Below are 21,621 nucleotides of genomic sequence, written 5' to 3'. Positions count from 1 at the left end.
GAGACCTCAACGATGCTGTCCGTGATCCCCAACCCGCCGCGTATCGCGCTGCCCATCGTCGGCAGCGCGGACCTGTTTCCCGTCCGGCGCGTCTACTGCGTCGGGCGCAACTATGCGGCCCATGCCCGTGAGATGGGCAAGGACCCCGAGCGCGAGCCGCCGTTCTTCTTCATGAAGCCCGCCGACGCCCTGCAGATCGTGGCCGGCCCGCACGCGGTGGAGCACCCCTATCCGCCCCGCACGGAGAATTATCATTTCGAAGTCGAGATGGTGGTGGCCCTGTCCACCGGGGGCGCCGACATCGCCGTCGCATCCGCCCTCGACCACGTCTACGGCTACGCGGTCGGGCTCGACATGACCCGGCGCGATGTCCAGGACGAGGCCAAGCGCCTCGCGCGGCCATGGGACCTCGCCAAGGCGGCCGATGCCTCCGGGCCCATCGGCCCGCTCCATCCCGTCTCGGCCATCGGGCATCCGGACCACGGCGCCATCACCCTCGACGTCGACGGCACCGAGCGCCAGCGCGGTGACCTGTCGGAGATGCTGTGGTCCGTCTCGGAGCAGATCGCCTACCTGTCGGCCTACTTCACCCTGCAGCCGGGCGACCTCATCTTCACCGGGACGCCCTCCGGCGTCGGGGCGGTGACGCGGGGCCAGACCCTGCGCGCGGCCATCGACGGCCTCGGTGCGATCGAACTGCGCGTGGTGTGAGGATGCCCTCGACGCTGGGGCTTCTGGACCGGCCGCTGCTGCGCCGCCTGTTCCATCTGGGCGCCCTGGCCACGCGCGGGATGACGCTCGGGGTACGCGGCGCGGCCATCGACGGGCAGGGCCGCGTCTGCCTCGTACGCCACACCTATGTGGCCGGGTGGCACCTGCCAGGCGGCGGGGTCGAGGTGGGGGAGAATGCTGTCGCGGCGATGATCCGCGAGTTCCGCGAGGAGGCCGGGATCGTGGTCGATCCGGGGGAGACCCTTCGGCTGCACGGGTTCTACCACCACGCGACGGGAGCGGGCCGCGATCACGTCGCCCTCTACCTCGCCCCGGCCTTCACCGTGCCGGCCGCCAAGCGTCCCGATCGGGAGATCGCCGAAAGTGGGTTCTTCCGCCTCGATGCGCTCCCCGAGGCGACGACGTCCGCCACCCGCGCGCGCCTGCGCGAGATCCGCGAAGGCCTGCCGCCGGCGGCGCAGTGGTGAGGTGCGATCGCCCCGGGGCCCGCTGAATTCCACGAAACGCGCCGGCTACGGGAATCGGCCGGACGGCCCTTGCAACGCTCGGCGGAATGGTGTTTAGAGACGCCGTCCGGGGCCGCCGGCGGTTCTTTCCACCAGCGGCGCGGTTGTGAGCGGGTGTAGCTCAGGGGTAGAGCACAACCTTGCCAAGGTTGGGGTCGAGGGTTCGAATCCCTTCGCCCGCTCCAATTCGACCGAGACGACGCGACGCCGCGGCCCACCCAGGCCTGGTGGCTTCGTGAAGAAGACGATCCCGATCGCCAGCCCCGTGCCGGCATCGTGGCGTGAGCGGGTGTAGCTCAGGGGTAGAGCACAACCTTGCCAAGGTTGGGGTCGAGGGTTCGAATCCCTTCGCCCGCTCCAATTTAAATTTACCAAAGTTTCGGCGCAGTCAGGACGGTCCTTCGGGGCCGTTTTTGCGTTTCAGGGCCATGGCTGCGACTCGCCGGTCGCCCCGCCCCGCCCGAAGGGTCGATCCCGACGGCAACGGCGAAGCACCGCGAACAATTCTCGGAACCGCACGTTGGGACCGGCGATGACCTGTGATGGCGTGTCGGCGGGCAGGATGTGCCCGCTCGCGTGCAATCCGGTTCATCGCCTCCATCCCTCGGCCGCCGGGTCGAGCCGACATCCCACCGCGCACCACCCCGGCCGTTCCAATCCGAATCGCCGTCTTCAGATCCTCGGGAGTTCATCTTGGCCGTTACACCCACACGCACGCCCATCGCATCGTCAGCCGCCATCGAGCCGCGCAGCCCGCTCCCGCTGCATCAGGTCTCCTGGGGCGCGATCTTCGCCGGCGCGGTCATCGCCCTCGTGGCACAGATGATCCTCAACATGGTCGGCCTCGGCATCGGCCTCGCGACCCTGAACCCCACGGGCAACGACACGCCCACCGCCGCCAGCCTGTCGACGGGCGCCGGGATCTGGTGGGTCGCCTCGGGCATCGTTGCCTCGCTCATCGGCGGCTTCCTCGCCGGACGCCTGTCGGGCAAGCCCTCGGCCGGCACCAGCGGCTACCACGGCCTCGTGTCGTGGGCGGTGACCACCCTGGTCATCGTCTACCTGCTCACGTCGGCGGTCGGCGGCCTCATCGGCGGCGCGTTCGGCGGCCTCACCAGCGTCCTCGGCGGCGCGGGTTCGGCCATCGGCGGTGCCACCCAGACGGCGGCCCAGGCTGCGGCCCCCTCGCTCACCAAGCTGACCAACCCCCTCGACGGCATCGAGAACAAGGTCCGTCAGACCTCGGGTGGCCAGGATCCCGCCGCCCTGCGCGACACCGCCGCCCAGGCCGTGCGGGCCTACCTCTCGGGTGATGCGGCCCAGCAGGCCGAGGCCGAGGCCCGCGCCACCGATGCCCTCGCCAAGGCGCAGGGCATCTCGCCCGACGAGGCCAAGGCTCAGGTCCAGAACTACCGCAAGCAGTACGAGCAGGCCGCAGCGGACGCCAAGCAGAAGGCCGCCGCCGCCGCCGAGGCGACCCGCAGCGCTGCGACGCAGGGTGCGCTCTACGCGTCCCTGGCCCTGGTTCTCGGTGCCCTCGCGGCCTTCCTGGGTGGCCGCTTCGGCGCCGTCGATCCGGCCTTGGCGTACGGCACCCGTCGCGACTGATCCGAACCGCCCGCCGGCTCCCGGCCGGCGGGACAGTGCCGAACATGGAAAAGGCCCCCGGATCGCTCCGGGGGCCTTTTCGCGTTTCGGTCCGCTGGATGGGAGAGGCGACTATTCGGCGGTCGGCGCCGCGCCCTTTTCGGCGAGAGCCGTGATCGCGGCGACATCGCCGGCCTGGGCCTCGACCACGGCGGCGGCGGTGATGTTGACGATGCCGCGGGCCGTCACCGAGGGCGAGAGAATGTGGGCGGGCTTGGCCGGGCCGATGAGGAGCGGCCCGACCGGAAGGGCGTCGGCGAGCACCTTGGCGAACTGGAACGCGATGTTGGCCGCGTCGAGGTTGGGCAGAATCAGCACGTTGGCCGCACCCTTGAGGTACGAATCCGGCATCACCCGGTCGCGGATGAGTTCCGAGAGGGCGGTGTCGGCCTGCATCTCGCCGTCCACCTGCAGGGCGGGTTCCCGGGACCGGATCAGGCCGAGGGCCGAGCGCATCTTCAGGGACGAGCGCGAATCCGATTGTCCGAAATCCGAGTGGCTGAGCAGGGCGATCTTCGGGGTGAGGCCGAAGCGGCGCACGTGCTCGGCGCAGGCCACCGCCACGTCGGCGATCTCCTCGGCACTCGGATCCTGGCGCACATGGGTGTCGGCGAGGAAGTAGGCACCCTTCTTCGTGACGATGAGGCTCATGGCGGCGAAATCGAGGACGCCCGGCGCCATGCCGATGACGTCGCGGATCACCCGCAGCCGCGTCTCGAACCGGCCCTCCAGGCCGCAGATCAGCGCGTCGGCCTCGCCCCGGCGTACGGCGATGGCGCCGATCACCGTGTTGTTGGTGCGCACCAGGGTGCGGGCGGCGTCCGGCGTGATGCCGCGCCGGCCGGCGACTTCGAGATAGGTGGCGACGTAGTCGCGGTAGCGCGGATCGTCCTCGGGATCGATGAGGTCGAAATGCTCGCCCTGGCGCAACGTCAGGCCGAAGCGCTTGATCCGGGTCTCGATCACGCGCGGGCGCCCGACCAGGATGGGCCGCGCCACCCCGTCCTCGACGATGGCCTGGGCGGCGCGCAGGACGCGCTCGTCCTCGCCCTCGGCGTAGATGACGCGCTTGGGGTTCTCCTTCGCCTTCGTGAAGATCGGCTTCATGATGAAGCCCGAGCGGTGGACGAAGCGGTCGAGGCTGTCGGCGTAGGCCTGGAGATTCTCCAACGGCCGGCCGGCGACGCCGGATTCCATCGCCGCCTGCGCGACCGCGGGAGCGATGCGCAGGATCAGGCGCGGGTCGAACGGGCTCGGGATGAGCGAGTGCCGGCCGAAGGGGCGGGCCTCGCCGCCATAGGCGCGGGCGACCACGTCGGAGGGGGTCTCGCGGGCGAGCGCCGCGATGGCCTTCACGGCGGCCTTCTTCATCTCCTCGTTGATCGAGGTGGCGCCGACATCGAGGGCGCCGCGGAAGATGTAGGGGAAGCACAGGACGTTGTTGACCTGGTTCGGGAAGTCCGAACGCCCGGTGCAGATCATCGCGTCGGGGCGCTTCTCCTGCGCGAGATCGGGCATGATCTCCGGATAGGGGTTGGCCAGCGCCATGATCAGGGGCTTCTCGGCCATCTTCTCGAGGTATTCGGGCTTGAGCACCCCGCCGGCCGAGAGGCCGATGAACACGTCCGCCCCGGGGATCACTTCGGCCAGCGTCCGGGCCTCGGTCTCCTGCGCGTAGATGTCCTTCCACCGGTCCATCAACTCGGGGCGGCCCTTGTAGACCACGCCCTTGATGTCCGTGACGGTGATGTTCTGGACCTTCGCGCCGAGGGACACGAGGAGGTTGAGGCAGGCGAGGGCCGCCGCCCCCGCGCCCGAGGTGACGATGCGGACATCGCCGAGCTGCTTGCCGGACAGTTCGAGGGCGTTGAGGACGGCGGCCGCCACGATGATCGCGGTGCCGTGCTGGTCGTCGTGGAAGACCGGGATGTTCATCCGGGCGCGACAGCGCTCCTCGACCTCGAAGCACTCGGGGGCCTTGATGTCCTCGAGGTTGATGCCGCCGAAGGTCGGCTCCAGGGCGCAGACCACGTCGACGAGCTTGTCGACGTCGTTCTGGTCGACCTCGATGTCGAACACGTCGATGCCGGCGAACTTCTTGAACAGGACCGCCTTGCCTTCCATCACGGGCTTCGAGGCCAGCGGACCGATGTTGCCGAGGCCCAACACCGCCGTGCCGTTGGTGAGAACGGCGACGAGGTTCTGGCGGATGGTGAGGGTGGCGGCCTCCTGCGGATCGGCCGCGATGGCCTCGCAGGCGGCGGCGACGCCGGGGGAATAGGCGAGCGCCAGGTCGCGCTGGTTGCCGAGCGGCTTGGTGGCCTGGATCTCGAGCTTTCCGGGACGCGGCAGGCGGTGGTAGACGAGCGCTCCGGACTTGAGATCGTCGGACATGTTGTCGCCCATGAGCCTCACTCCCAGGAACCTGCGCCGTGCGCGTTGTGGAGCACCGTTCCGGTCGGGTCCGGGGTGCTTCGGTTGAGGACCCTGTTGCACCGCCTGCGGAGTGGGCGCAACCCGAACAACGAGACCCGGATTCACCTCGCCCGCCTCGCCGCGCGCTACGGTTTCTCCATCGGCGCCTACTCTTACGGGCGCCCGAAGGTCCGGTTTCCCGAATCGGGGCGGAGCCTGACGATCGGCCGGTTTTGTTCCATCGCCGACAAGGTCGAGATCCTGCTCGGCGGCGGCCACCGCCTCGACTGGGTCTCGACCTATCCGTTCGCCGCCCTGCCGGGTCTGTGGCCGGGCCTCGACGCGCCGGGCGATTACCATGTCTCGCGCGGCGACGTCGTGATCGGCTCCGACGTCTGGCTCGGCTCGGGCTGCCTCGTCCTGTCGGGCGTCACCATCGGCCACGGCGCCGTGGTGGCGGCCCACGCCGTGGTGAGCCGGGACGTGCCGCCCTACGCGGTGGTCGCCGGCAACCCGGCCCGGGTGGTGCGCCACCGCTTCGATCCCGCCACCGTCGCGGCGCTCCTCGAGTCCGCGTGGTGGGACCTGCCGCACGCGGCGGTGGCGGGCCTCGTGCCGCTGCTCCAGAGCGGGCGCACGGCCGACCTCATCGCGGCGGCCAAAGCCCTGAACGTTGCGGGCCGCGCCTGAATCCCTTACCCGCTTCTCCTCGAAACCGATCGACAAGGCCGCCCGACGATGTCCGACACGCCCCCCGACCGCCTCGCCGTGAACCCCAACAGCCCGTTCTACGATGAGAAGATCCTCGAGCGCGGCATCGGCATCCGCTTCAAGGGCGTCGAGAAGACCAACGTCGAGGAATACTGTGTCAGCGAGGGCTGGGTCCGCCTCTCGGCCGGCAAGACCCTCGACCGGGCCGGCAACCCGATGACGGTGAAGCTGAAGGGCGCGGTCGAGCCGTATTTTCGCGATGATGCGGTGGTCGAGGGCTGAGGGCGTTCAGGTCGGCGCCCGCTCCAGGGGAAACGGCGTCGGCTCCCAGTAGCGCTCGAGCTTCGCGGTGCGGATGTTTTCGGATTCCCAGCCGTGGAGGATCGCCGCCAGCGCCGGCCGGTCGTCGGCCAGGAGCGGCTCGGCGACGGGCAGGATCAGGCTGCGCATGTATTGGTACATCGGCTGATCCGGATGCTTGTTCTCCCGGAAATGCGGGAGGAGTTTGGCGAGCTGCGCGTGCGCGGCCGGCAGGTTGCCCAGGGCGATGTCGAGGATGAGCCGCTCGTGCGGGAAGCCCTTCAGGGCGATCGGGAACGTTTCGCGGTAATAGGTCGCCCACGACTCCAGGCCATCGAACGACCGCAGGTGCGGCAGGGCTTCGGCTTCGATTATGGGGATTGCGGCACTTATCGCGGCGGGGTCGGACCACTCCCAGTATGCGAACTGATCCTGATCGAACGGGTAAAGCTTGCCTGCGCAGTTTCCGATTGTCCCAGGCAGGCTATGCTCGGGAATGAACGTTGCGAGGATGGCCCACCCAATTTGGAATGAGCCTGAATCGGAGGTGCGATCAATGAAGACGCGCGACACCGTGTGGCGAATAGGCGTGAGCCAAAGGCTGCGCCCGCCGGTATAGGCGAAGTCGGGGTTACGCTTGGCAAGCGGACGGAAGATGGTTCTGGCTTGGCGTGCGGTCTTCATCGGAGTGGTCTCACCTTCGTCGCGGGTGACGTGTCCGTGGTGCTGAACTTCCTTCAGGTCGATGACCGTTCCAGTGGAAACGGCGTCGGCTCCCAATAGGGCTCGAGCTTCGTGCCCCGGATGTTGTCGGCCTCCCAACCGTGGAGGATCGTTGCGAGCGTTACGCGGTCTCCGACGCGGAGGGGCTCGGCGACGGCCAGGAACTTTCTGCGTCGGTTCTGGACCCAGATGTCGTTCGGAAACGAGTCCCCTCGCAACTCCGGTTCCAGGGTTTCGCAAATGGCGCGCGCTGCGTCGATGTCGCCGAGCGCGATGAGGCAGATCATGCGGTCTTCTGGCCATTGCTGTGCGAAGATGTGATCGCTGCCGTCATAAATAGTCCAGAACGCTTCAAGCGAATCGATCGCGCGGAGTCGTGGTAACCCCTCCGTCTCTATAGCGGAAACGAGATCCGCGATCATTTCGGGATCGGACCAGTACCAGTGCTGATGTGAAAGCGAAGGGCGATCCAATTGAATGGAATATCCAATGCTTGTCTGAGGTTGGACGTCTGGAATAAATGTGTTCAGCATCGTGAGTTGCGGCTTGCATAGATTCTTGTCGGATGTTCTATCAATCAGAATGCGGAGCGCGACGTGGCGAATAGGGGATATGTAGAGCCAATGGCTGCCGATTTCGGTAAGATCGGCGTGCCGATTGATCAATGGTTTAAAGACATTCTTGATTTGCTTGGCGCTCGTCATCTGGTCGGCCTCATTTCTGTGACGATGATCCGCTGCATGTCTGGAAAGTTCCTCGCAATCATTTCGGCGATGGTCGTGGCGCGAACTGCACTGATCTGACTCTCTCCGGTCTTGTGATCGTGGATGCAGACCGTGCGTGGGACGCTTCGTTCGAGTACGTCGAGACGAAGTGAAGACCGAATGCCATATGGCTGGGCTGCTGATTTGCCAGGAACGTATGAGACTTCCGCGACAAGGTTCGGATCTTTGAGATTGGTAATCTTGCGAGCAGCCACCGCATGGACCTTGTTGCCAAAATCTTGTGCGTCCTTGGAGCCGCCGCTTGCTCGCACTTCATCGACGGCCTCATCGAGAATCACCTGAACCTCGCCGCGACGCGGGCAGGCGGCCCTCAGTTCCTGCTCCTCGACCAAACCAACCCAAACCACTGGCTTGTCCGGGCCCTGCCGGCGCTCGTACAGGCTGGCTGGCGCCTCAAAGATCGCTGAACCGTCTCGGCTTTTTCGGACGGAGAGCGCAGCGAGCAATGCTGCACCGGCATTGTAGAGGGCTCTGGAACTTGCCCGGGCAAGGGTCGAAGCCCCCGTCTGCTGAACGAAGGCCTCTGGCTCCGCCCGGCCGTTGACCAGAGTGCTGCGGGCAAGGATCGTCCCGGTTTCGCCGTCGCGGATGGTCTGGGTCCGGCCCGCCATCTCGAAGATGGTGCGCGTGCCGTCGGAGGCGATGACGGTGTGCTGCTCGTCCCAGTCCTGATGAGGCTGGCTGCGGATGCGCAGGGACAGGACCCGCGATCCGTCCTCGGTGACGGTCTCCTCCGCACCCGACGAACTCTGTCCGGATGTGCCCTGGCCGCCGCCGTTCGACGCCCAGCGTCCGCCGCCGGGGCTTCCCGCGGGCTCTCGGAGTTGATCCGGATCGTACTTGCGGGACAGCGCCCGCTGCAGGCGCAAGAAGCCGAGGGTGACGGACAGGCCGGCGACCGTGGAACGCAGGCGGAGGAGCTTGGTGCGGTGATCGGGGGAAAGCGACATCGATGGGGCTCCGCAAGCGAATCCAACCATCGGTTGTGTATCAAGGCATCATCTAAATATTAATAAAAACCTATCTTAGGCGCGGTGTCATGATGTGGTCGGGATGCGAAGGCCCCCGATTCCCGCTCGGTCGACGGTCGGAAGCGCCTCGCGGCTCCGGCGGGCACCGGCGAAATTCCGCAGGGCTTCCGTCACGAGGGCGTCGACGCCGCGCTCCGTCTGCGGGGTGCGGATGACGAGGCTCGCAATGGCGTCGGGGTGGTTCTTGCGCTGCTTCGGCGTACGAGCGTGGTTGGAGATCCGCAGGGCGAAGGCACAGCCCTCGGGCTTGAGGTAGACGCTGTCCCCCCGGGTGTTGCGGGCCACGATGGCAAAGCCGTGGGCGATCACCCCGGCCACCGCCCGGGCGAGGGCCGCCTGCGGGGCGAGGAGACTCACGACACCACCGCCCGGGGCGCCCGTCCCGCCAGGGCCCGTGCCTTGAGCCGCAGGGCCGGCTTCTCGACGGTGACCCACGACGCGGCCGCCACGAGGCCGGTGAGCGCCATGGACGGGAGCAGCAGCAGCCACGGTGAGGCGCTGGGCACCAGGGCGTGCAGGCTCTGCTGGATCGGCCAGCCGTAGAGGTAGATCCCGTAAGAGAGGTCTGCCCGCGGTTCGAGGATCGGACGGGCCAGCGCCGGGCAGAGGGCCAGCCAGATCGCGCCGTAGGCCTCCGTGAGGAACAGGAGGCTCCGATACAGCGGCGTGCCCTGTAGGAGGGCGGTCGCCAGGGCGAGGAGCGCCAGGGGCCACGCCCGGTGGCCGAGCCGGTCGCGCCAGAGGTAGAGGGCGGAGCCCGAGGCGAACAGCAGCGGCAGGCGAAAGCGCGTCTCCGCGCCCTCGGACAGGCCGGGATGGAGGAACGCCGCCGCCGCCAGACCGAGGGCGAGGGCAGCCACGAGCGCAAGGGCTGGCCCGCGCCGCAGGAGGCCCGCGAGCCCGGCGGCCAGTAGCCCGAGGTAGCACAACACCTCGTATTTCAGGGTCCAGACCGTGCCCAGCGGCGAACGGTAGGGGTTGTCGGCAAACACCCCCGGCAGGCTCGCGTTGCTCTTGAACGTCGTCAGGGTGTCGCGGATGAAAAGCCACGGGCCGGGGGCCTGGAGGTATTCGGCCAGGGGCAGGCGGGTCAGGGCGGGGCCGAGGACCAGGGTCACGATGAGGGTCGCCACGACCACGCCCGGCAGGATGCGCAGGGCGCGGGCCAGCACGTAGTCGCCGGCGCCCCGCCGCTCCAGGCTCATGGCGACGAGAAACCCCGAGACGGCGAAGAAGCCGTTGACCGCATGCGCCCCGAGCGAGAAGCCCGTCATCCGCGCAAGGGGCTCGTCGAGGGGCTGTCCGCTCGTGACGCTGAAGGCGTGGGACACCACCACGGCGGTGGCCAGCGCGAGGCGCAGGACGGAGAAGCCATTGTGCGGCCGGGCCAGGGCCTGCCCGAAGGTTTTCGCGGTCACACGGACTCCTCGCGGTCCAGTCCTTCGTGATCGAGGGCGCTGCGGCCGCGCAGGGCGGCCAGCGCCCCGGCCGTCGAGCCGCCGTAGCGCTCCCATAGGGCGCGGTGCCCGACGAGGCGGGCGAGCGCCGCCTTGGGTGCGTTGACGGCGAGCATCCCCGGGCTCGGGTCGGGCAGGCCGTATTTGCGGGAGACGTAGGCACGGGACCACGCCTGATGCCAGCGGGTGCGGAACACCCGGCCGGGCTCCGGCGCCGAGGAGCGCCCGCGCCCGTGCAGGGCTTGCGCACCGTGGACGTGCACGAGGGCGCGGCCCGCATCGGCCACGCGCCGGCACAGGTCGTCGTCCTCGTAGAACAGGAACAGGTTCGGGTCGAAGCCGCCGAGATCGAGAAACAGGTCGCGCCGGATCATCAGGCAGGCGCCGGACAGGAACGGCGCGCAGGCATCGCCCTCGGGCGGGGCGCGCTTGCCCTTGCGATTGGTCAGGTACGGCGCGAGCAGCGAGCGCGGCTGGTAGAAGAACCGCCCGTCCGGCTCCACGAGGCGGGGGGCCAGGAGCCCCGCATCCGGGTAGGCGCGGGCGGCGGCCAGCAGGGCGTCGACGGCCCCGGACCCGAGGGTCACGTCTGGGTTGACGATCAGAACCCGTTCGGCCTGGACGGCGGCACGGACCCCGCGATTGTTGGCCCGGCCGTAGCCCTCGTTGCGGGCGTTGCGCACCACCTGCGCGCCCGCCGCTTCGGCGAGGGCCACGGACGCGTCCCGGCTGGCATTGTCCACCACAAGCGCCGGCACGTGCTCGGCGGCGAGTGCGGCGAGGCAGCCCGGCAGGGCGTGCGCGCTGTCATGGGTGACGACGATGGCGACGAGGCTCGGCACGGCAACGTCTCCTGTCCAGCGTCATCCGATGAACGGCGAGGCCGGACAATCCGCCCTGCCTGTCGATCGGATCTTTCGTTCCCCCCACGCGACCTCATCCTGAGGTGCCGCGAAGCGGCCTCGAAGGAGGCCTCCAGGGATGCGGTGATATCTGGAGTCCTCCTTCGAGGCCTCCGCTGCGCTCCGGCACCTCAGGATGAGGTGTGTGGGGGGGCCGTCCCCCACACATCCTTCAGGACAAAGCGCGGGGGAGGGCGCGCCTCAGGCGCTCTTCTCGGGCAGGTTGAGGCGGATGTGCAACTCGCGCAGCTGCTTCGGCGTCGCCTCGGCGGGGGCGCCCATCATCAGGTCCTCGGCGCGCTGGTTCATGGGGAACAGCACCACCTCGCGCAGGTTCTGCTCGCCGCAGAGCAGCATGACGATGCGGTCGATGCCCGGCGCGATGCCGCCGTGCGGCGGGGCGCCGAGCTTCAGCGCGTTGAGCATGCCGCCGAATTTTTCTTCGAGCACGTCCTGGCCGTAGCCGGCGAGACCGAAGGCCTTCTCCATCACCTCGGGGCGATGGTTGCGGATGGCCCCCGACGAGAGTTCGGTGCCGTTGCAGACGATGTCGTACTGGAACGCCTTGATGCCGAGGATCGTCTTCTCGTCCGAAGGGTCGAGGGCGAGGAACGCCTCGCGGTCGAAGTTCGGCATCGAGAACGGGTTGTGGGAGAAGTCGATCTTCTTGTCGTCCTCGTTCCACTCGTACATCGGGAAGTCGGTGATCCAGCAGAACGCGAACTGGTCCTTGTCGGACAGGTTCAGTTCGTCGGCGATCCGGATGCGGGCCTTGCCGGCGAGGGCGGCCGCCTTGGCCTCGGTGCCGGCGGAGAAGAACACCGCGTCGCCGGCCTTGGTGCCGGTGGTGCCGGCGATCAGGGCCTGGACCTCGGCCGGGATGAACTTCGCGATGGGACCCTTGCCCGTGAGCACGCCGTCGACATCCTCGAACACGATGTAGCCGAGGCCCGGCGCACCCTCGGCGCGGGCGAAGTCGTTGAGCTTGTCGAAGAACGAGCGCGGCTGCGTCGCGGCGCCCGTGGCCGGGATGGCGCGGACCACGCCGCCGGACGCGATCACGCCCTTGAACGCCTTGAACGCCACGTCCTCGCGGGCGAATGCCTCCGTCACGTCGGCGATGATCAGCGGGTTGCGCAGGTCTGGCTTGTCGACGCCGTATTTCAGCATCGACTCGGCGTAGGGGATGCGCGGGAAGGTCTCGGTGACGCGCTTGCCGTCGGCGAATTCGAGGAAGACGTCCCGCAGCACGGGCTCGACGGACTGGAACACGTCCTCCTGGGTGACGAAGCTCATCTCGATGTCGAGCTGATAGAATTCGCCCGGCGAGCGGTCGGCGCGGGCGTCCTCGTCGCGAAAGCACGGGGCGATCTGGAAGTAGCGATCGAAGCCGGCGATCATCGTCAGCTGCTTGAACTGCTGCGGCGCCTGCGGCAGCGCGTAGAATTTTCCGGGATGGACGCGGGACGGCACGAGGTAGTCGCGCGCACCTTCGGGGGACGAAGCGGTGAGGATCGGGGTCTGGAACTCGAAGAACCCGCCCTCGCGCATACGGCGGCGCAGCGAATCGATGATCGCGCCGCGCTTCATGATGTTGGCGTGCAGCTTGTCGCGGCGGAGATCGAGGAAGCGGTACTTCAGCCGCGTCTCCTCCGGGTAGTCCTGGTCGCCGAACACCGGCACCGGCAATTCGCCCGCGGGCCCGAGCACTTCGAGGTCGTCGATGTAGACCTCGATGGTGCCGGTGGGCAGGTCGGGGTTCTCGGTGCCGGCCGGGCGGGTCCGCACGCGGCCGTCGATGCGGATCACCCATTCGGAGCGGGCGAGGTTCGCGCCCTGGAATGCCTTCGAGTCCGAATCCACCACGCATTGGGTGCGGCCGTAATGATCGCGCAGGTCGATGAACAGCACGCCGCCATGGTCGCGGATGCGGTGGCACCAGCCCGAGAGGCGAACGGTCTGGCCGACGTCCGAGGGGCGGAGCGCCCCGCAGGTGTGGGTACGATAACGGTGCATGGCGGGCTCTATCGAATGAGCCCGGCACCATTCACGCGGGGGCGTTCAAGTCAAGGCGAGCGCGGCTTCGAGGGGAGCGTGGCATCGAGGCGGACGGGTCGCCGCGACGATGCCCCGTCGTTGCCCCCTGATGGGGGCCGGACGCAGCGGGGATGACGTCGGCAAAGCGCGTTGGGGCCTTTCGGAGAAGGCACACGATCCCCATATCAGGTCCATGAATTCAAACGCTTTTTTCGATATTCTGAATGTGGCGTCCGTCGTCGCTTCGGGGCGCGGAACCGGTGCCGGCCAAGCCACGCATCAGGCCGGCGCATGGCAGGTTCTGCCGCTCGATGGCCGCTTCGAGATCACCTACGAGGATTCCCGCGGAATCTGGAGCCGCCGCGTTCTCGACGCGCGGGAATTACGGCTCGGGCCGGGCCGGACCCTGCTTGGCGGCATCGACCGGGCGCGTGGCGGCTATCGCGGCTTCCGGGTCGACCGCATCCGGCGCCTCACGGAGGAGGGCGGGACGCGGATCGAGACGGGAATCCTCGACTGGCTCCTCGCCCGTGCCGAGGCGCAGCGGCGTCAGCGCGCCGATCTGGTGCGGCGCCTCGCCCGCCGGAACCGCTCCGGCCAGCGCGCCGCGTAACGGGATCGCGGGGGGCGGTAAGAGAATCTCGGCGGGGGCCTTCGGTTGAGCTGCGTCGGCTCGCCGGTATTAGGGGGATAGGCGAGCGCGGCGCGGGATACGATCTCGCCTGAGGCGTCAACCTCCGATATAGCCGAATTCCATGGACCTGATCTCGACCACGCACGCCCTCGCCGAGGCCTGCGACCGCTTTGCCGCGCATCCCTTCGTGACCGTCGACACGGAGTTCATGCGCGAGACCACCTACTACCCGAAGCTCTGCCTCATCCAGATGGCGGGGCCGGACGGTTCGGGGGTGCTCGTCGATCCGCTCTCGCCCGACCTCGACCTCGCGCCGTTCTTCGCGCTGATGGCCGACGAGGGCGTGGTCAAGGTGTTCCACTCGGCCCGGCAGGACCTCGAGATCATCTGGTTGCTCGGAGGCCTGCTGCCACAGCCGTTCTTCGACACGCAAGTGGCCGCCATGGTGTGTGGCTACGGCGATTCGGTCTCCTACGAACAGCTCGTCAACGATGTGGCCAAGGCCAAGATCGACAAGTCCTCGCGCTTCACCGACTGGTCGCGGCGCCCGCTTTCTGACGCGCAGTCGAGCTACGCCCTCTCGGACGTCACCCACCTCGTGAAGGTCTACGAGGTGCTCGCCGGGCAGCTCCTCTCCACGGACCGGGGCGAGTGGCTCGACGAGGAGATGAGCGTCCTCACCTCGCCGGAGACCTACAAGGCCGACCCGTCGCAGGCGTGGCGCCGCCTCGCGGGGCGCATGCGCAAGCCGCGCGAGATCGCCGTGCTCATCGAGGTCGCGGCCTGGCGCGAGCGCGAGGCGCAGAGCCGCAACGTACCGCGCGGGCGCATCCTCAAGGACGAGGCCGTGATCGACGTCGCGTCTTCGGCCCCCCGCAGCGTCGAGGCCCTCGGCCGCCTGCGCTCCATCCCCGCCGGGTTCGAGCGCTCGCGCACGGGTACGGACATCCTGGCGGCGGTGGAGCGGGGCTTCGCCCGCGATCTCACCGACATCGCCCTGCCCGAGCGCAGCCGCGGCCGCGGCGGCAACGGGGCCCTTGTCGAACTCCTCAAGGTTCTGCTGAAGGCCGTGTGCGAGACCGAAGGCGTCGCCCCGAAGATCATCGCCTCCGTGGACGATCTCGAAGCCATCGCCGACGACGACGCGGCCGACGTGCCGGTGCTGCACGGCTGGCGCCGGGCGCTGTTCGGCGAGAAGGCCCTCGCCCTCAAGGCCGGCCGCCTCGCCCTCTCGGCCGAGCGCGGGCGCGTGGTGGTGCGCGAACTGGATTGATCATCGGCGAGGAGCGCGCGGTGGAGCTGAAATGGCTGGAGGATTTCCTCAGCCTCGCCGAGACCCGCAGCTTCTCCCGCTCGGCCGAGGCGCGCCACGTCACCCAATCGGCCTTCAGCCGCCGGATCCAGGCCCTGGAACTCTGGCTCGGCGTCGGCCTCATCGACCGCAGCACCTACCCCACCACCCTGACGCCGGCGGGCCGGCGCTTCCGCGAGACCGCGGAGGAGACCGTGCGGATGCTCCAGGCGAGCCGCGTGGATCTGCGCGCCGGCACGGGATCGGGCGGTCCGGTGGTGAGTGTCGCCGCCCTGCACACCCTGTCGCTCGCCTTCTTCCCCGCCTGGTTCCGGGCCATCGAGGCGCGCACCGGTCCCATCGGGACACGGCTTCTGCCGGACGATTTTCACAACTGCCTCCAGGCCATCGCCGAGGGCGGCTACGACTTCCTGCTCACCTTCCACCACCCCAGCGTGCCGATCCTCCTCGATCCGGAGTTCTATCCCCACCGCGTGGTCGGGGCGGATGCGCTGGTGGCGGTGCATGGGCCGACCCTGCCGGTGCCGAGCGCGGATGCGCCGACGCCGCTGCTGGCCTATGCCGCCGACTCCTTTCTCGGCCGCGTGAGCCTGTTCGCGCAGGCGCAGGGGACGGCGCAGGGGGAGGTGCCGCCGGGGCGTGTCGCGCACACCAACGCCAACGCCATGGCGGAGGCGTTGAAGGCCATGGCGCTGGAGGGCCACGGCCTCGCCTGGGTGCCGCGCAGCCTCGTCACCCGCGAACTGGCCGAAGGCCGCCTGATCGCCACCGGGGCGGCGGTCCCCCTGGAGATCCGGCTCTACCGTGATCGTGCCCGAACCCGCGCCGCCGTCGAGGCGGTGTGGGCAGCGGCCGAGGCCGATGCGCGGACCGCTCAGGACGATCCGACATCTTAGCGCCGCGCATCGGGCCGCGTGCGGTGCGGCTCAGTTCGCCTTGGCGTCGATGGTCAGACGGTCGAGGACGGCGGCCGGGGTCGGGCTGGCGCTGAACTCCAGCATGCCGATGCCGGTTCCGTTCCGGGGGCGGACGCTCAGGGACAGGGTGCCGGGCTTGGCCACGAACTGGCCCATGGCCGCGCCGATGGCCTTGGCGCCGGCCGAATTGCCCAGGATCGCCGGCACGCCGTAGAGGCTCGCCGTGACGTATTCCTGCTTCAGTTCCTCGGGCTTGAGGCTGAGGACCTTGGACTGGGCCGCGATGAAGCGCTCGAACAGGCCGGTGTTCTCGATGGTCAGATCGAGGGCCTTGGCGGTGGCCGACAGCATGGCGAAGCCCGACACGCCGGCATCGGGGTCGAACACCTCGGGGCCGATGCCGCCGAGCATGCCGTTGACCCGCACCGTGCCCATGTCCTTGCCCGAGATCGAGATCTCGCCGAGCTTGAGTTCCTTGGCCGCAGCATCCCAGGCGGTGTCGGCCACCACGGTGAGATCGAGGTCGCGGTAGCCGTAGAGGCCGAGGGACCCGAGGCCGGGCACGCCCGCCACGGCGGAGGCCGGCAGGGTCAGGCCCGCGAGGTCGATGCGCCCGGCCGTGGGGACGCCGTCGCGGGGTGGCCCGAAATTGAACGTCGCCGCGCGCAGGCCCACATGCAACGGCTCGGTCCTCACCGCCGGATTCTTCGAAGCCTGATCCTGCACCACCGGATCCTGGGCCTTCGCACCCGGATCGCCGGACAGGTCGAGGCTGAGGTCGCTGAGGGCGAGGGTTCCGATCACCGGAGTCAGCCGGCGCAGGTCCTCGTCCGTGGCGTCGGGCGTCGCTGCGAGCTTGCGCAGGGCCGCGATGGTGGGGGCGATGGAGAAGCCGTTCAGCGACAGGCGCGCGGCCTTCGCATCGAGCCCGTTGCTCGCCAGGGTGATGCCCTCGAGGCTCGCATCCGAGCCGCCGACCTGGATGCGGTCGATGGCGAGGTTCAGCGGCGTCGGCCCCGTGGTGTGCTGGACGCTGAGGCCGGTGGCCTCGAAGCCGCCGAGCGTCACCGCTTCGGCGAGGTCCGCGGCGTTGGCCGACAGCTTGGCGCGGGTGGCGGGCGGCGCTTCGGCGAGACCGGGGGCGGTCAGCGCCGCCAAGGCCCCGGCCCATGTGCCCGGCACCGGCCGGGCGCTGAGGTCGCGACCCTGGATGCGGGCGAATTTCACCGCCATGCCCTTGGCGTCGACGAAGGCGATGTCCGCCACGGCGAACGTGCCGTAGATCCGCTGCAGGGCACCCTTGCCGTCACCCGGTTCGGCATAGAGCCGGGCCAGGGCCGCCAGATCGAGGTCGGTGGCCTGGAGCGGACCGTAGGACCCGGCACCCTTGCGCTCGCCCTCCACGGTGAGGACCGCCCCCGTGGAGGTGAGCTCGGCGATCCGTCCGGCGCGCACGTCCTTGGCGACGACGTTGCCGTAGGTCACCGTCTCCCGCACGCCCTTGGACCCACCCTCGATGCGCAGGTCCGGGATCACGAGGCTCGCCGCATCGAGGCGGGCGAGGCGCGACGCCACGGGCTCGGGGCCGGGGCGGAGCAGGGCGAGGAGTTCGTCCTTCGACAGGCGCGTGCCGCTGACCGTGACGCGCGCGGCCTTCAGCACTGCGTCGCCCAGCGGCAGAGTCACGTCCGTCAGGGTCACGTCCTGAACGGCGGAGGCGGCCTCCTGGGCCCAGGCGGGCCCGGGTCCCACCGGCAGGCCGGCGCCGAGGAGGACGAGGACGCAGGCCGAGGCGCCGGTCGCCCAGCGCAGGAGGGGGCGGCCTTTCGAGCAGGTCATGGGGTTTTCCGGATCGCTGGCAAACGGCGCTTCAGGGGAGGGCGCGCCGCGGGGGCGCCATGGACGACGCATCCGTGCCGCAGTTCGCGGGATGTGGCAATTGCCGGGGGCGTCCGGATCAACGGACGTGCGGGCGAAACCCTACAGGGAGAACGACGTGCCGCAACCGCAGGACGCGGTGGCCAGCGGGTTCTCGATCTTGAACGACTGGCCGATGAGGTCGTTGACGAAGTCGATGACCGAGCCACTCATGTATTCGAGCGACATGGGGTCGACGAGCACCGTGGCACCGTCGCGCTCGATGGCCACGTCGTCGGCGGCCCGTGCCCGCTCGATGTCGAAGGCGTAGGAGAAGCCCGAGCAGCCGCCGCCGTTCACGCTGATCCGCAGGGACGCGCCCGGGGGCTCGGCGCCCATGATCTCGTTGATGCGCTTCGCCGCGCGCGGGGTCAGGGTGATGTCGGCCATCGTGATGCTCGGGTCTCGTCGATTGCCAGATGCGCTCAGGCGCACAAGATAGGCTCGGCAAGCACGCGCTGCAACGCGGCGCGACGGGGGGATGACGTGCGGCACAACGGTGAGCGCTGGAGGGCGCCCTATGCGACGGACCCGGCCACGACGCGCGGGCGGCTGATTCCCGAAGCGTCCTCGCCGACGCGCAGCGACTTCCAGCGCGACCGCGACCGCATCATCCACTCCTCCGCCTTCCGGCGCCTCAAGCACAAGACCCAGGTCTTCGTGCACCACGAGGGCGACCACTATCGCACCCGCCTCACCCATACCCTGGAGGTGAGCCAGATCGCCCGCGCGCTCGCCCGGGCGCTCGGCCTCGACGAGGATCTCGCCGAGGCCCTCGCCCTCAGCCACGACCTCGGCCACACCTGCTTCGGCCACACCGGCGAGGATGCCCTGGACGCGCTGATGCGTGGGCACGGTGGCTTCGACCACAACGCCCAGGCCCTGCGCATCGTCACCCGGCTGGAGCGGCGCTACGCCGGCTTCGACGGACTCAACCTCGCCTGGGAGACCCTGGAGGGCCTGGTCAAGCACAACGGTCCCCTGCTGGAGGCGGACGGGACGCCGACCCCGCGCTGGGCGACGCGCGGCATTCCGGCGGCGATCCTCGAATACGATCGCCTGAACGATCTCGAACTCGCGCGCTTCGCCGGGCCCGAAGCGCAGGCGGCGGCGCTCGCCGACGACATCGCCTACGACAGCCACGACCTCGACGACGGCCTGCGCGCCGGCCTGTTCGATCTCGCCGACCTCGACGCCGTGCCGTTCCTCGCCGAGATCCTGGCGGAAATCGACGGGCTCTATCCGACCCTCGACCCATCGCGAAAGATTCACGAGCTGGCGCGGCGGGTGATCACCCGCTTCGTCGAGGACGTCATCGCCGAGAGCGGGCGCCGCATCGCCGCCCTGGCGCCCGGCGACGTCGCCGCCATCCGGGCGGCGTCCGCCCCCGTCGTCGCGTTCTCGCCCGCCATCGCGGCGGCGGATGCGGCGATCAAGACCTTCCTGTTCGCCCGCATGTACCGCCATCCCGGCGTGCTGGCCGTGCGCGCCAAGGCGGACATCATCGTCGCCGACCTGTTTTCGCGGTTCACCGCCGAGCCCCGCGCCATGCCGGAGGAATGGTCGGACGGGCTGGAGGGCGCGAGCGCGGGTCGCGTCGCCCGCCGGGTGGCCGACTACATCGCCGGCATGACCGACACCTACGCGGTGCTCGCCCACAAGCGCCTTTTCACGGCGACGCCCGACCTGCATTGGAGCCCGGAGAGCAAGGGCCTGCCGCTGGCCGAGCCGTGACACCCGTGCGCCCGGTTGGTATGCCCCCCACTTGAGGCGTGGGCCGTCGTGACGCGGCGGCCGTCGCGAGCGGAAACCGATCACCGATGAACATCTTCGCCACCTTCGAGGCGCGCGTGCGCGCGGCCGTGCAGGGCCTGATCCGGGCCGGACAGCTGCCCGAGGGGCTCGACCTGTCGCGCGTGGTGGTGGAGCCGCCCCGCGACGCGAGCCACGGGGATCTCGCCACCAACGCCGCCCTTGTGCTGGCCAAGGAGGCGAAGACTAACCCGAAGGCGCTGGGCGAGGCCCTGGCGGCGGAGCTGCGCAAGGACCCGGACGTGGTCGAGGCGAGCGTCGCCGGTCCCGGCTTCATCAACCTTCGGCTGGCGCCGGACCTGTTCCACGCCGTGGTGCGGGCGGCCTTGAGCGAGGGCGATGCCTACGGGCGTGGCGTCAGGCAGGCGGCACACGGCTCTGCGGGCAGGGTCAACATCGAGTACGTCTCGGCCAATCCCACCGGGCCGATGCATGTCGGCCATGGGCGCGGTGCGGTGTTCGGCGATGCGCTCGCCAACCTCCTCGTCGCCTCGGGCCGCGACGTGACGCGCGAATACTACATCAACGATGCGGGCGCGCAGGTCGACGTGCTCGCCCGCTCCGCCTTCCTCCGGTACCGCGAGGCCCTCGGCGAAGATGTCGGGCCGGTCCCCGAGGGCCTCTATCCAGGCGACTACCTCGTGCCCGTGGGCCGGGCGCTGGCCGAGACGCATGGGCGGGCCCTCCTGGACCAACCGGAAGCCGAATGGCTTCCCACCGTGCGGGCCTTTTCCATCGACGCGATGATGGATCTGATCCGGGGCGATCTGGCCCGGCTCGGCATCCACCACGACGTGTTCTTCTCCGAAGCCACCCTCGCGCAGGCGGTGCCGGTCCTCCTCGCGGAACTCCGTGAGAAGGGCCTCGTCTACGAGGGCCGCCTGCCGCCGCCCAAGGGCCAGCTGCCCGAGGATTGGGAGGACCGCGAGCAGACCCTGTTCCGCACGGTGGAGTTCGGTGACGACGTCGACCGGCCGCTCCTGAAGTCGGACGGCTCGTTCACCTACTTCGCCTCCGACATCGCCTACCACCGGACCAAGATCGAGCGCGGCGCCACCGACCTCATCGACGTGCTCGGGGCGGACCATGGCGGCTACGTCAAGCGCATGCAGGCGGCGGTGAAGGCCGTGAGCGGTGGCACGGCCACCCTCGACGTCAAGCTGTGCCAGCTCGTGCGGCTGTTGCGCGCGGGCGAGCCCGTGAAGATGTCGAAGCGCGCCGGCGAATTCATCACCCTGGCCGAGGTCGTCGACGAGGTCGGGCGCGACGCGATCCGTTTCATGATGCTCTACCGCAAGAACGACGCGACCCTCGATTTCGACCTCGCCAAGGTGGTCGAGCAATCCAAGGACAACCCAGTCTTCTACGTGCAGTACGCCCATGCGCGCTGCTTCTCGGTGTTCCGCCAGGCCCGGGAGGCGATGCCGACGGAGGACTTTTCGCGGGATGGCCTGCTTCGCGACGCCGACCTTGGGCTGCTCACCGATTCCGGCGAGGCCGAGATCATGCGGCTCATCGCCCAGTATCCGCGCGTGATCGAGGCGGCGGCCGGGGCACACGAGCCGCACCGCGTGGCCTTCTACCTCTACGAGCTCGCCAGTTCGCTGCATGGTTTCTGGAACAAGGGCAAAGACTTGCCGCAATTACGGTTTGTTAATCCAACCGACCGAAACTCAACCCGGGCCCGATTGGCCCTCGTGGAGGCATTGCGGGGCGTGATCGCCTCCGGCCTCGCGGTGTTGGGCGTCACTGCGCCGGACGAAATGCGGTGAGGTGACCGCGG

At 69.2% G+C, this 21,621-nt stretch carries 20 protein-coding genes and 2 tRNA genes; 12 read left to right on the top strand and 10 right to left on the bottom strand.

Going from position 1 to position 21,621, the window contains the following annotated elements; translation table 11 throughout:
• Positions 1–12: 12 nt before the first annotated feature.
• The 5 genes from ASF52_RS04405 to ASF52_RS04385 all read left to right on the top strand — a co-directional run bounded on the left by ASF52_RS04405 (position 13) and on the right by ASF52_RS04385 (position 2,846).
• A complete protein-coding gene (locus tag ASF52_RS04405; protein WP_056168256.1) occupies positions 13–711 on the top strand; it encodes a fumarylacetoacetate hydrolase family protein in 699 nt (232 codons plus the stop codon).
• 2 nt (positions 712–713) lie between these two features.
• Positions 714–1,199 (top strand): NUDIX domain-containing protein, encoded by a 486-nt coding sequence (locus tag ASF52_RS04400; RefSeq protein ID WP_056168254.1) that lies wholly within the window; start codon positions 714–716, stop codon positions 1,197–1,199.
• A gap of 149 nt (positions 1,200–1,348) precedes the next feature.
• A tRNA-Gly gene (locus ASF52_RS04395) sits at positions 1,349–1,423 on the top strand.
• 100 nt (positions 1,424–1,523) lie between these two features.
• Positions 1,524–1,598, top strand: a tRNA-Gly gene (locus tag ASF52_RS04390).
• Between the two features lie 330 nt (positions 1,599–1,928).
• Entirely contained in the window at positions 1,929–2,846 is a 918-nt protein-coding gene (locus ASF52_RS04385) for a PhnA-like protein (protein WP_156467478.1), read from the top strand.
• Positions 2,847–2,957: 111 nt separating this feature from the next.
• Here the strand turns inward: ASF52_RS04385 and ASF52_RS04380 are convergent, their stop codons facing one another.
• A complete protein-coding gene (locus ASF52_RS04380) occupies positions 2,958–5,291 on the bottom strand; it encodes an NADP-dependent malic enzyme (RefSeq protein ID WP_056168249.1) in 2,334 nt (777 codons plus the stop codon).
• 84 nt (positions 5,292–5,375) lie between these two features.
• Between ASF52_RS04380 and ASF52_RS04375 the strand changes: the two genes are divergently transcribed.
• The gene (locus ASF52_RS04375) at positions 5,376–5,990 is read left to right on the top strand and encodes a CatB-related O-acetyltransferase (protein ID WP_056168245.1); all 615 of its coding nucleotides are present in this window, start codon (positions 5,376–5,378) and stop codon (positions 5,988–5,990) included.
• Positions 5,991–6,038: 48 nt separating this feature from the next.
• The gene (locus ASF52_RS04370; RefSeq protein WP_056168242.1) at positions 6,039–6,293 is read left to right on the top strand and encodes a DUF3297 family protein; all 255 of its coding nucleotides are present in this window, start codon (positions 6,039–6,041) and stop codon (positions 6,291–6,293) included.
• A 6-nt stretch (positions 6,294–6,299) separates the two neighbouring features.
• Here the strand turns inward: ASF52_RS04370 and ASF52_RS04365 are convergent, their stop codons facing one another.
• The 7 genes from ASF52_RS04365 to aspS form a co-directional block, all read right to left on the bottom strand.
• Positions 6,300–6,995 carry a hypothetical protein gene (locus ASF52_RS04365; protein ID WP_056168238.1) on the bottom strand — a complete coding sequence of 232 codons (696 nt, stop codon included), beginning with the start codon at positions 6,993–6,995 and terminating at the stop codon, positions 6,300–6,302.
• Positions 6,996–7,048: 53 nt separating this feature from the next.
• Positions 7,049–7,738 carry a hypothetical protein gene (locus ASF52_RS22415; protein ID WP_156629963.1) on the bottom strand — a complete coding sequence of 230 codons (690 nt, stop codon included), beginning with the start codon at positions 7,736–7,738 and terminating at the stop codon, positions 7,049–7,051.
• Complete coding sequence (locus ASF52_RS04355; RefSeq protein ID WP_056168232.1) at positions 7,735–8,769, bottom strand: hypothetical protein; 1,035 nt, start codon at positions 8,767–8,769, stop codon at positions 7,735–7,737. The genes ASF52_RS22415 and ASF52_RS04355 overlap by 4 nt, the downstream gene beginning before the upstream one ends.
• 87 nt (positions 8,770–8,856) lie before the next feature.
• A complete protein-coding gene (locus ASF52_RS04350) occupies positions 8,857–9,207 on the bottom strand; it encodes a hypothetical protein (protein ID WP_056168229.1) in 351 nt (116 codons plus the stop codon).
• Positions 9,204–10,268, bottom strand: a complete 1,065-nt coding sequence (locus tag ASF52_RS04345) for an acyltransferase family protein (protein ID WP_056168226.1) — start codon at positions 10,266–10,268, stop codon at positions 9,204–9,206. The genes ASF52_RS04350 and ASF52_RS04345 overlap by 4 nt, the downstream gene beginning before the upstream one ends.
• Positions 10,265–11,149 (bottom strand): glycosyltransferase family 2 protein, encoded by an 885-nt coding sequence (locus tag ASF52_RS04340; protein WP_056168223.1) that lies wholly within the window; start codon positions 11,147–11,149, stop codon positions 10,265–10,267. Before ASF52_RS04340 ends, ASF52_RS04345 begins: the two co-directional genes overlap by 4 nt.
• Positions 11,150–11,410: 261 nt before the next feature.
• The gene (gene aspS / locus ASF52_RS04335) at positions 11,411–13,225 is read right to left on the bottom strand and encodes an aspartate--tRNA ligase (protein ID WP_056168219.1); all 1,815 of its coding nucleotides are present in this window, start codon (positions 13,223–13,225) and stop codon (positions 11,411–11,413) included.
• 214 nt (positions 13,226–13,439) lie between these two features.
• On the opposite strand from aspS, the gene ASF52_RS04330 reads away from it, so the two are divergent.
• The 3 genes from ASF52_RS04330 to ASF52_RS04320 all read left to right on the top strand — a co-directional run bounded on the left by ASF52_RS04330 (position 13,440) and on the right by ASF52_RS04320 (position 16,088).
• Positions 13,440–13,859 (top strand): hypothetical protein, encoded by a 420-nt coding sequence (locus ASF52_RS04330; protein WP_244473689.1) that lies wholly within the window; start codon positions 13,440–13,442, stop codon positions 13,857–13,859.
• Positions 13,860–14,001: 142 nt separating this feature from the next.
• On the top strand, positions 14,002–15,153 hold the full coding sequence (gene rnd / locus ASF52_RS04325; RefSeq protein ID WP_056168216.1) for a ribonuclease D: 1,152 nt from the start codon (positions 14,002–14,004) through the stop codon (positions 15,151–15,153).
• Positions 15,154–15,173: 20 nt separating this feature from the next.
• Positions 15,174–16,088 (top strand): LysR family transcriptional regulator, encoded by a 915-nt coding sequence (locus tag ASF52_RS04320; RefSeq protein WP_056168388.1) that lies wholly within the window; start codon positions 15,174–15,176, stop codon positions 16,086–16,088.
• Positions 16,089–16,118: 30 nt separating this feature from the next.
• Here the strand turns inward: ASF52_RS04320 and ASF52_RS04315 are convergent, their stop codons facing one another.
• Together ASF52_RS04315 and ASF52_RS04310 are read right to left on the bottom strand one after the other, a co-directional pair.
• A complete protein-coding gene (locus tag ASF52_RS04315) occupies positions 16,119–17,948 on the bottom strand; it encodes a hypothetical protein (RefSeq protein WP_056168213.1) in 1,830 nt (609 codons plus the stop codon).
• Between the two features lie 141 nt (positions 17,949–18,089).
• Positions 18,090–18,416 (bottom strand): HesB/IscA family protein, encoded by a 327-nt coding sequence (locus tag ASF52_RS04310; protein ID WP_056168210.1) that lies wholly within the window; start codon positions 18,414–18,416, stop codon positions 18,090–18,092.
• Positions 18,417–18,512: 96 nt separating this feature from the next.
• Here ASF52_RS04310 and ASF52_RS04305 point away from each other — a divergent pair, with 96 nt between their 5' ends.
• Together ASF52_RS04305 and argS are read left to right on the top strand one after the other, a co-directional pair.
• Positions 18,513–19,760 carry a deoxyguanosinetriphosphate triphosphohydrolase gene (locus ASF52_RS04305; protein ID WP_056168207.1) on the top strand — a complete coding sequence of 416 codons (1,248 nt, stop codon included), beginning with the start codon at positions 18,513–18,515 and terminating at the stop codon, positions 19,758–19,760.
• An 86-nt stretch (positions 19,761–19,846) separates the two neighbouring features.
• Positions 19,847–21,610, top strand: coding sequence for an arginine--tRNA ligase (argS, locus tag ASF52_RS04300; protein WP_056168204.1), 1,764 nt, complete (start codon positions 19,847–19,849; stop codon positions 21,608–21,610).
• Positions 21,611–21,621: the final 11 nt, after the last annotated feature.

Origin of the sequence: Methylobacterium sp. Leaf112 (assembly GCF_001423295.1) — a bacterium.
Taxonomy (GTDB): Bacteria; Pseudomonadota; Alphaproteobacteria; order Rhizobiales; family Beijerinckiaceae; genus Methylobacterium.
This window is presented reverse-complemented; position numbering and strand designations above follow the sequence as displayed.

Coding starts and splice junctions, on each gene's coding strand:
- ASF52_RS04405 (WP_056168256.1), top strand. CDS start 13: ATGCTGTCCGTGATCCCCAACCCGCCGCGTATCGCGCTGCCCATCGTC.
- ASF52_RS04400 (WP_056168254.1), top strand. CDS start 714: ATGCCCTCGACGCTGGGGCTTCTGGACCGGCCGCTGCTGCGCCGCCTG.
- ASF52_RS04380 (WP_056168249.1), bottom strand. CDS start 5,291: ATGGGCGACAACATGTCCGACGATCTCAAGTCCGGAGCGCTCGTCTAC.
- ASF52_RS04370 (WP_056168242.1), top strand. CDS start 6,039: ATGTCCGACACGCCCCCCGACCGCCTCGCCGTGAACCCCAACAGCCCG.
- ASF52_RS04365 (WP_056168238.1), bottom strand. CDS start 6,995: ATGAAGACCGCACGCCAAGCCAGAACCATCTTCCGTCCGCTTGCCAAG.
- ASF52_RS22415 (WP_156629963.1), bottom strand. CDS start 7,738: ATGACGAGCGCCAAGCAAATCAAGAATGTCTTTAAACCATTGATCAAT.
- ASF52_RS04355 (WP_056168232.1), bottom strand. CDS start 8,769: ATGTCGCTTTCCCCCGATCACCGCACCAAGCTCCTCCGCCTGCGTTCC.
- aspS (WP_056168219.1), bottom strand. CDS start 13,225: ATGCACCGTTATCGTACCCACACCTGCGGGGCGCTCCGCCCCTCGGAC.
- ASF52_RS04330 (WP_244473689.1), top strand. CDS start 13,440: ATGAATTCAAACGCTTTTTTCGATATTCTGAATGTGGCGTCCGTCGTC.
- rnd (WP_056168216.1), top strand. CDS start 14,002: ATGGACCTGATCTCGACCACGCACGCCCTCGCCGAGGCCTGCGACCGC.
- ASF52_RS04315 (WP_056168213.1), bottom strand. CDS start 17,948: ATGACCTGCTCGAAAGGCCGCCCCCTCCTGCGCTGGGCGACCGGCGCC.
- ASF52_RS04310 (WP_056168210.1), bottom strand. CDS start 18,416: ATGGCCGACATCACCCTGACCCCGCGCGCGGCGAAGCGCATCAACGAG.
- argS (WP_056168204.1), top strand. CDS start 19,847: ATGAACATCTTCGCCACCTTCGAGGCGCGCGTGCGCGCGGCCGTGCAG.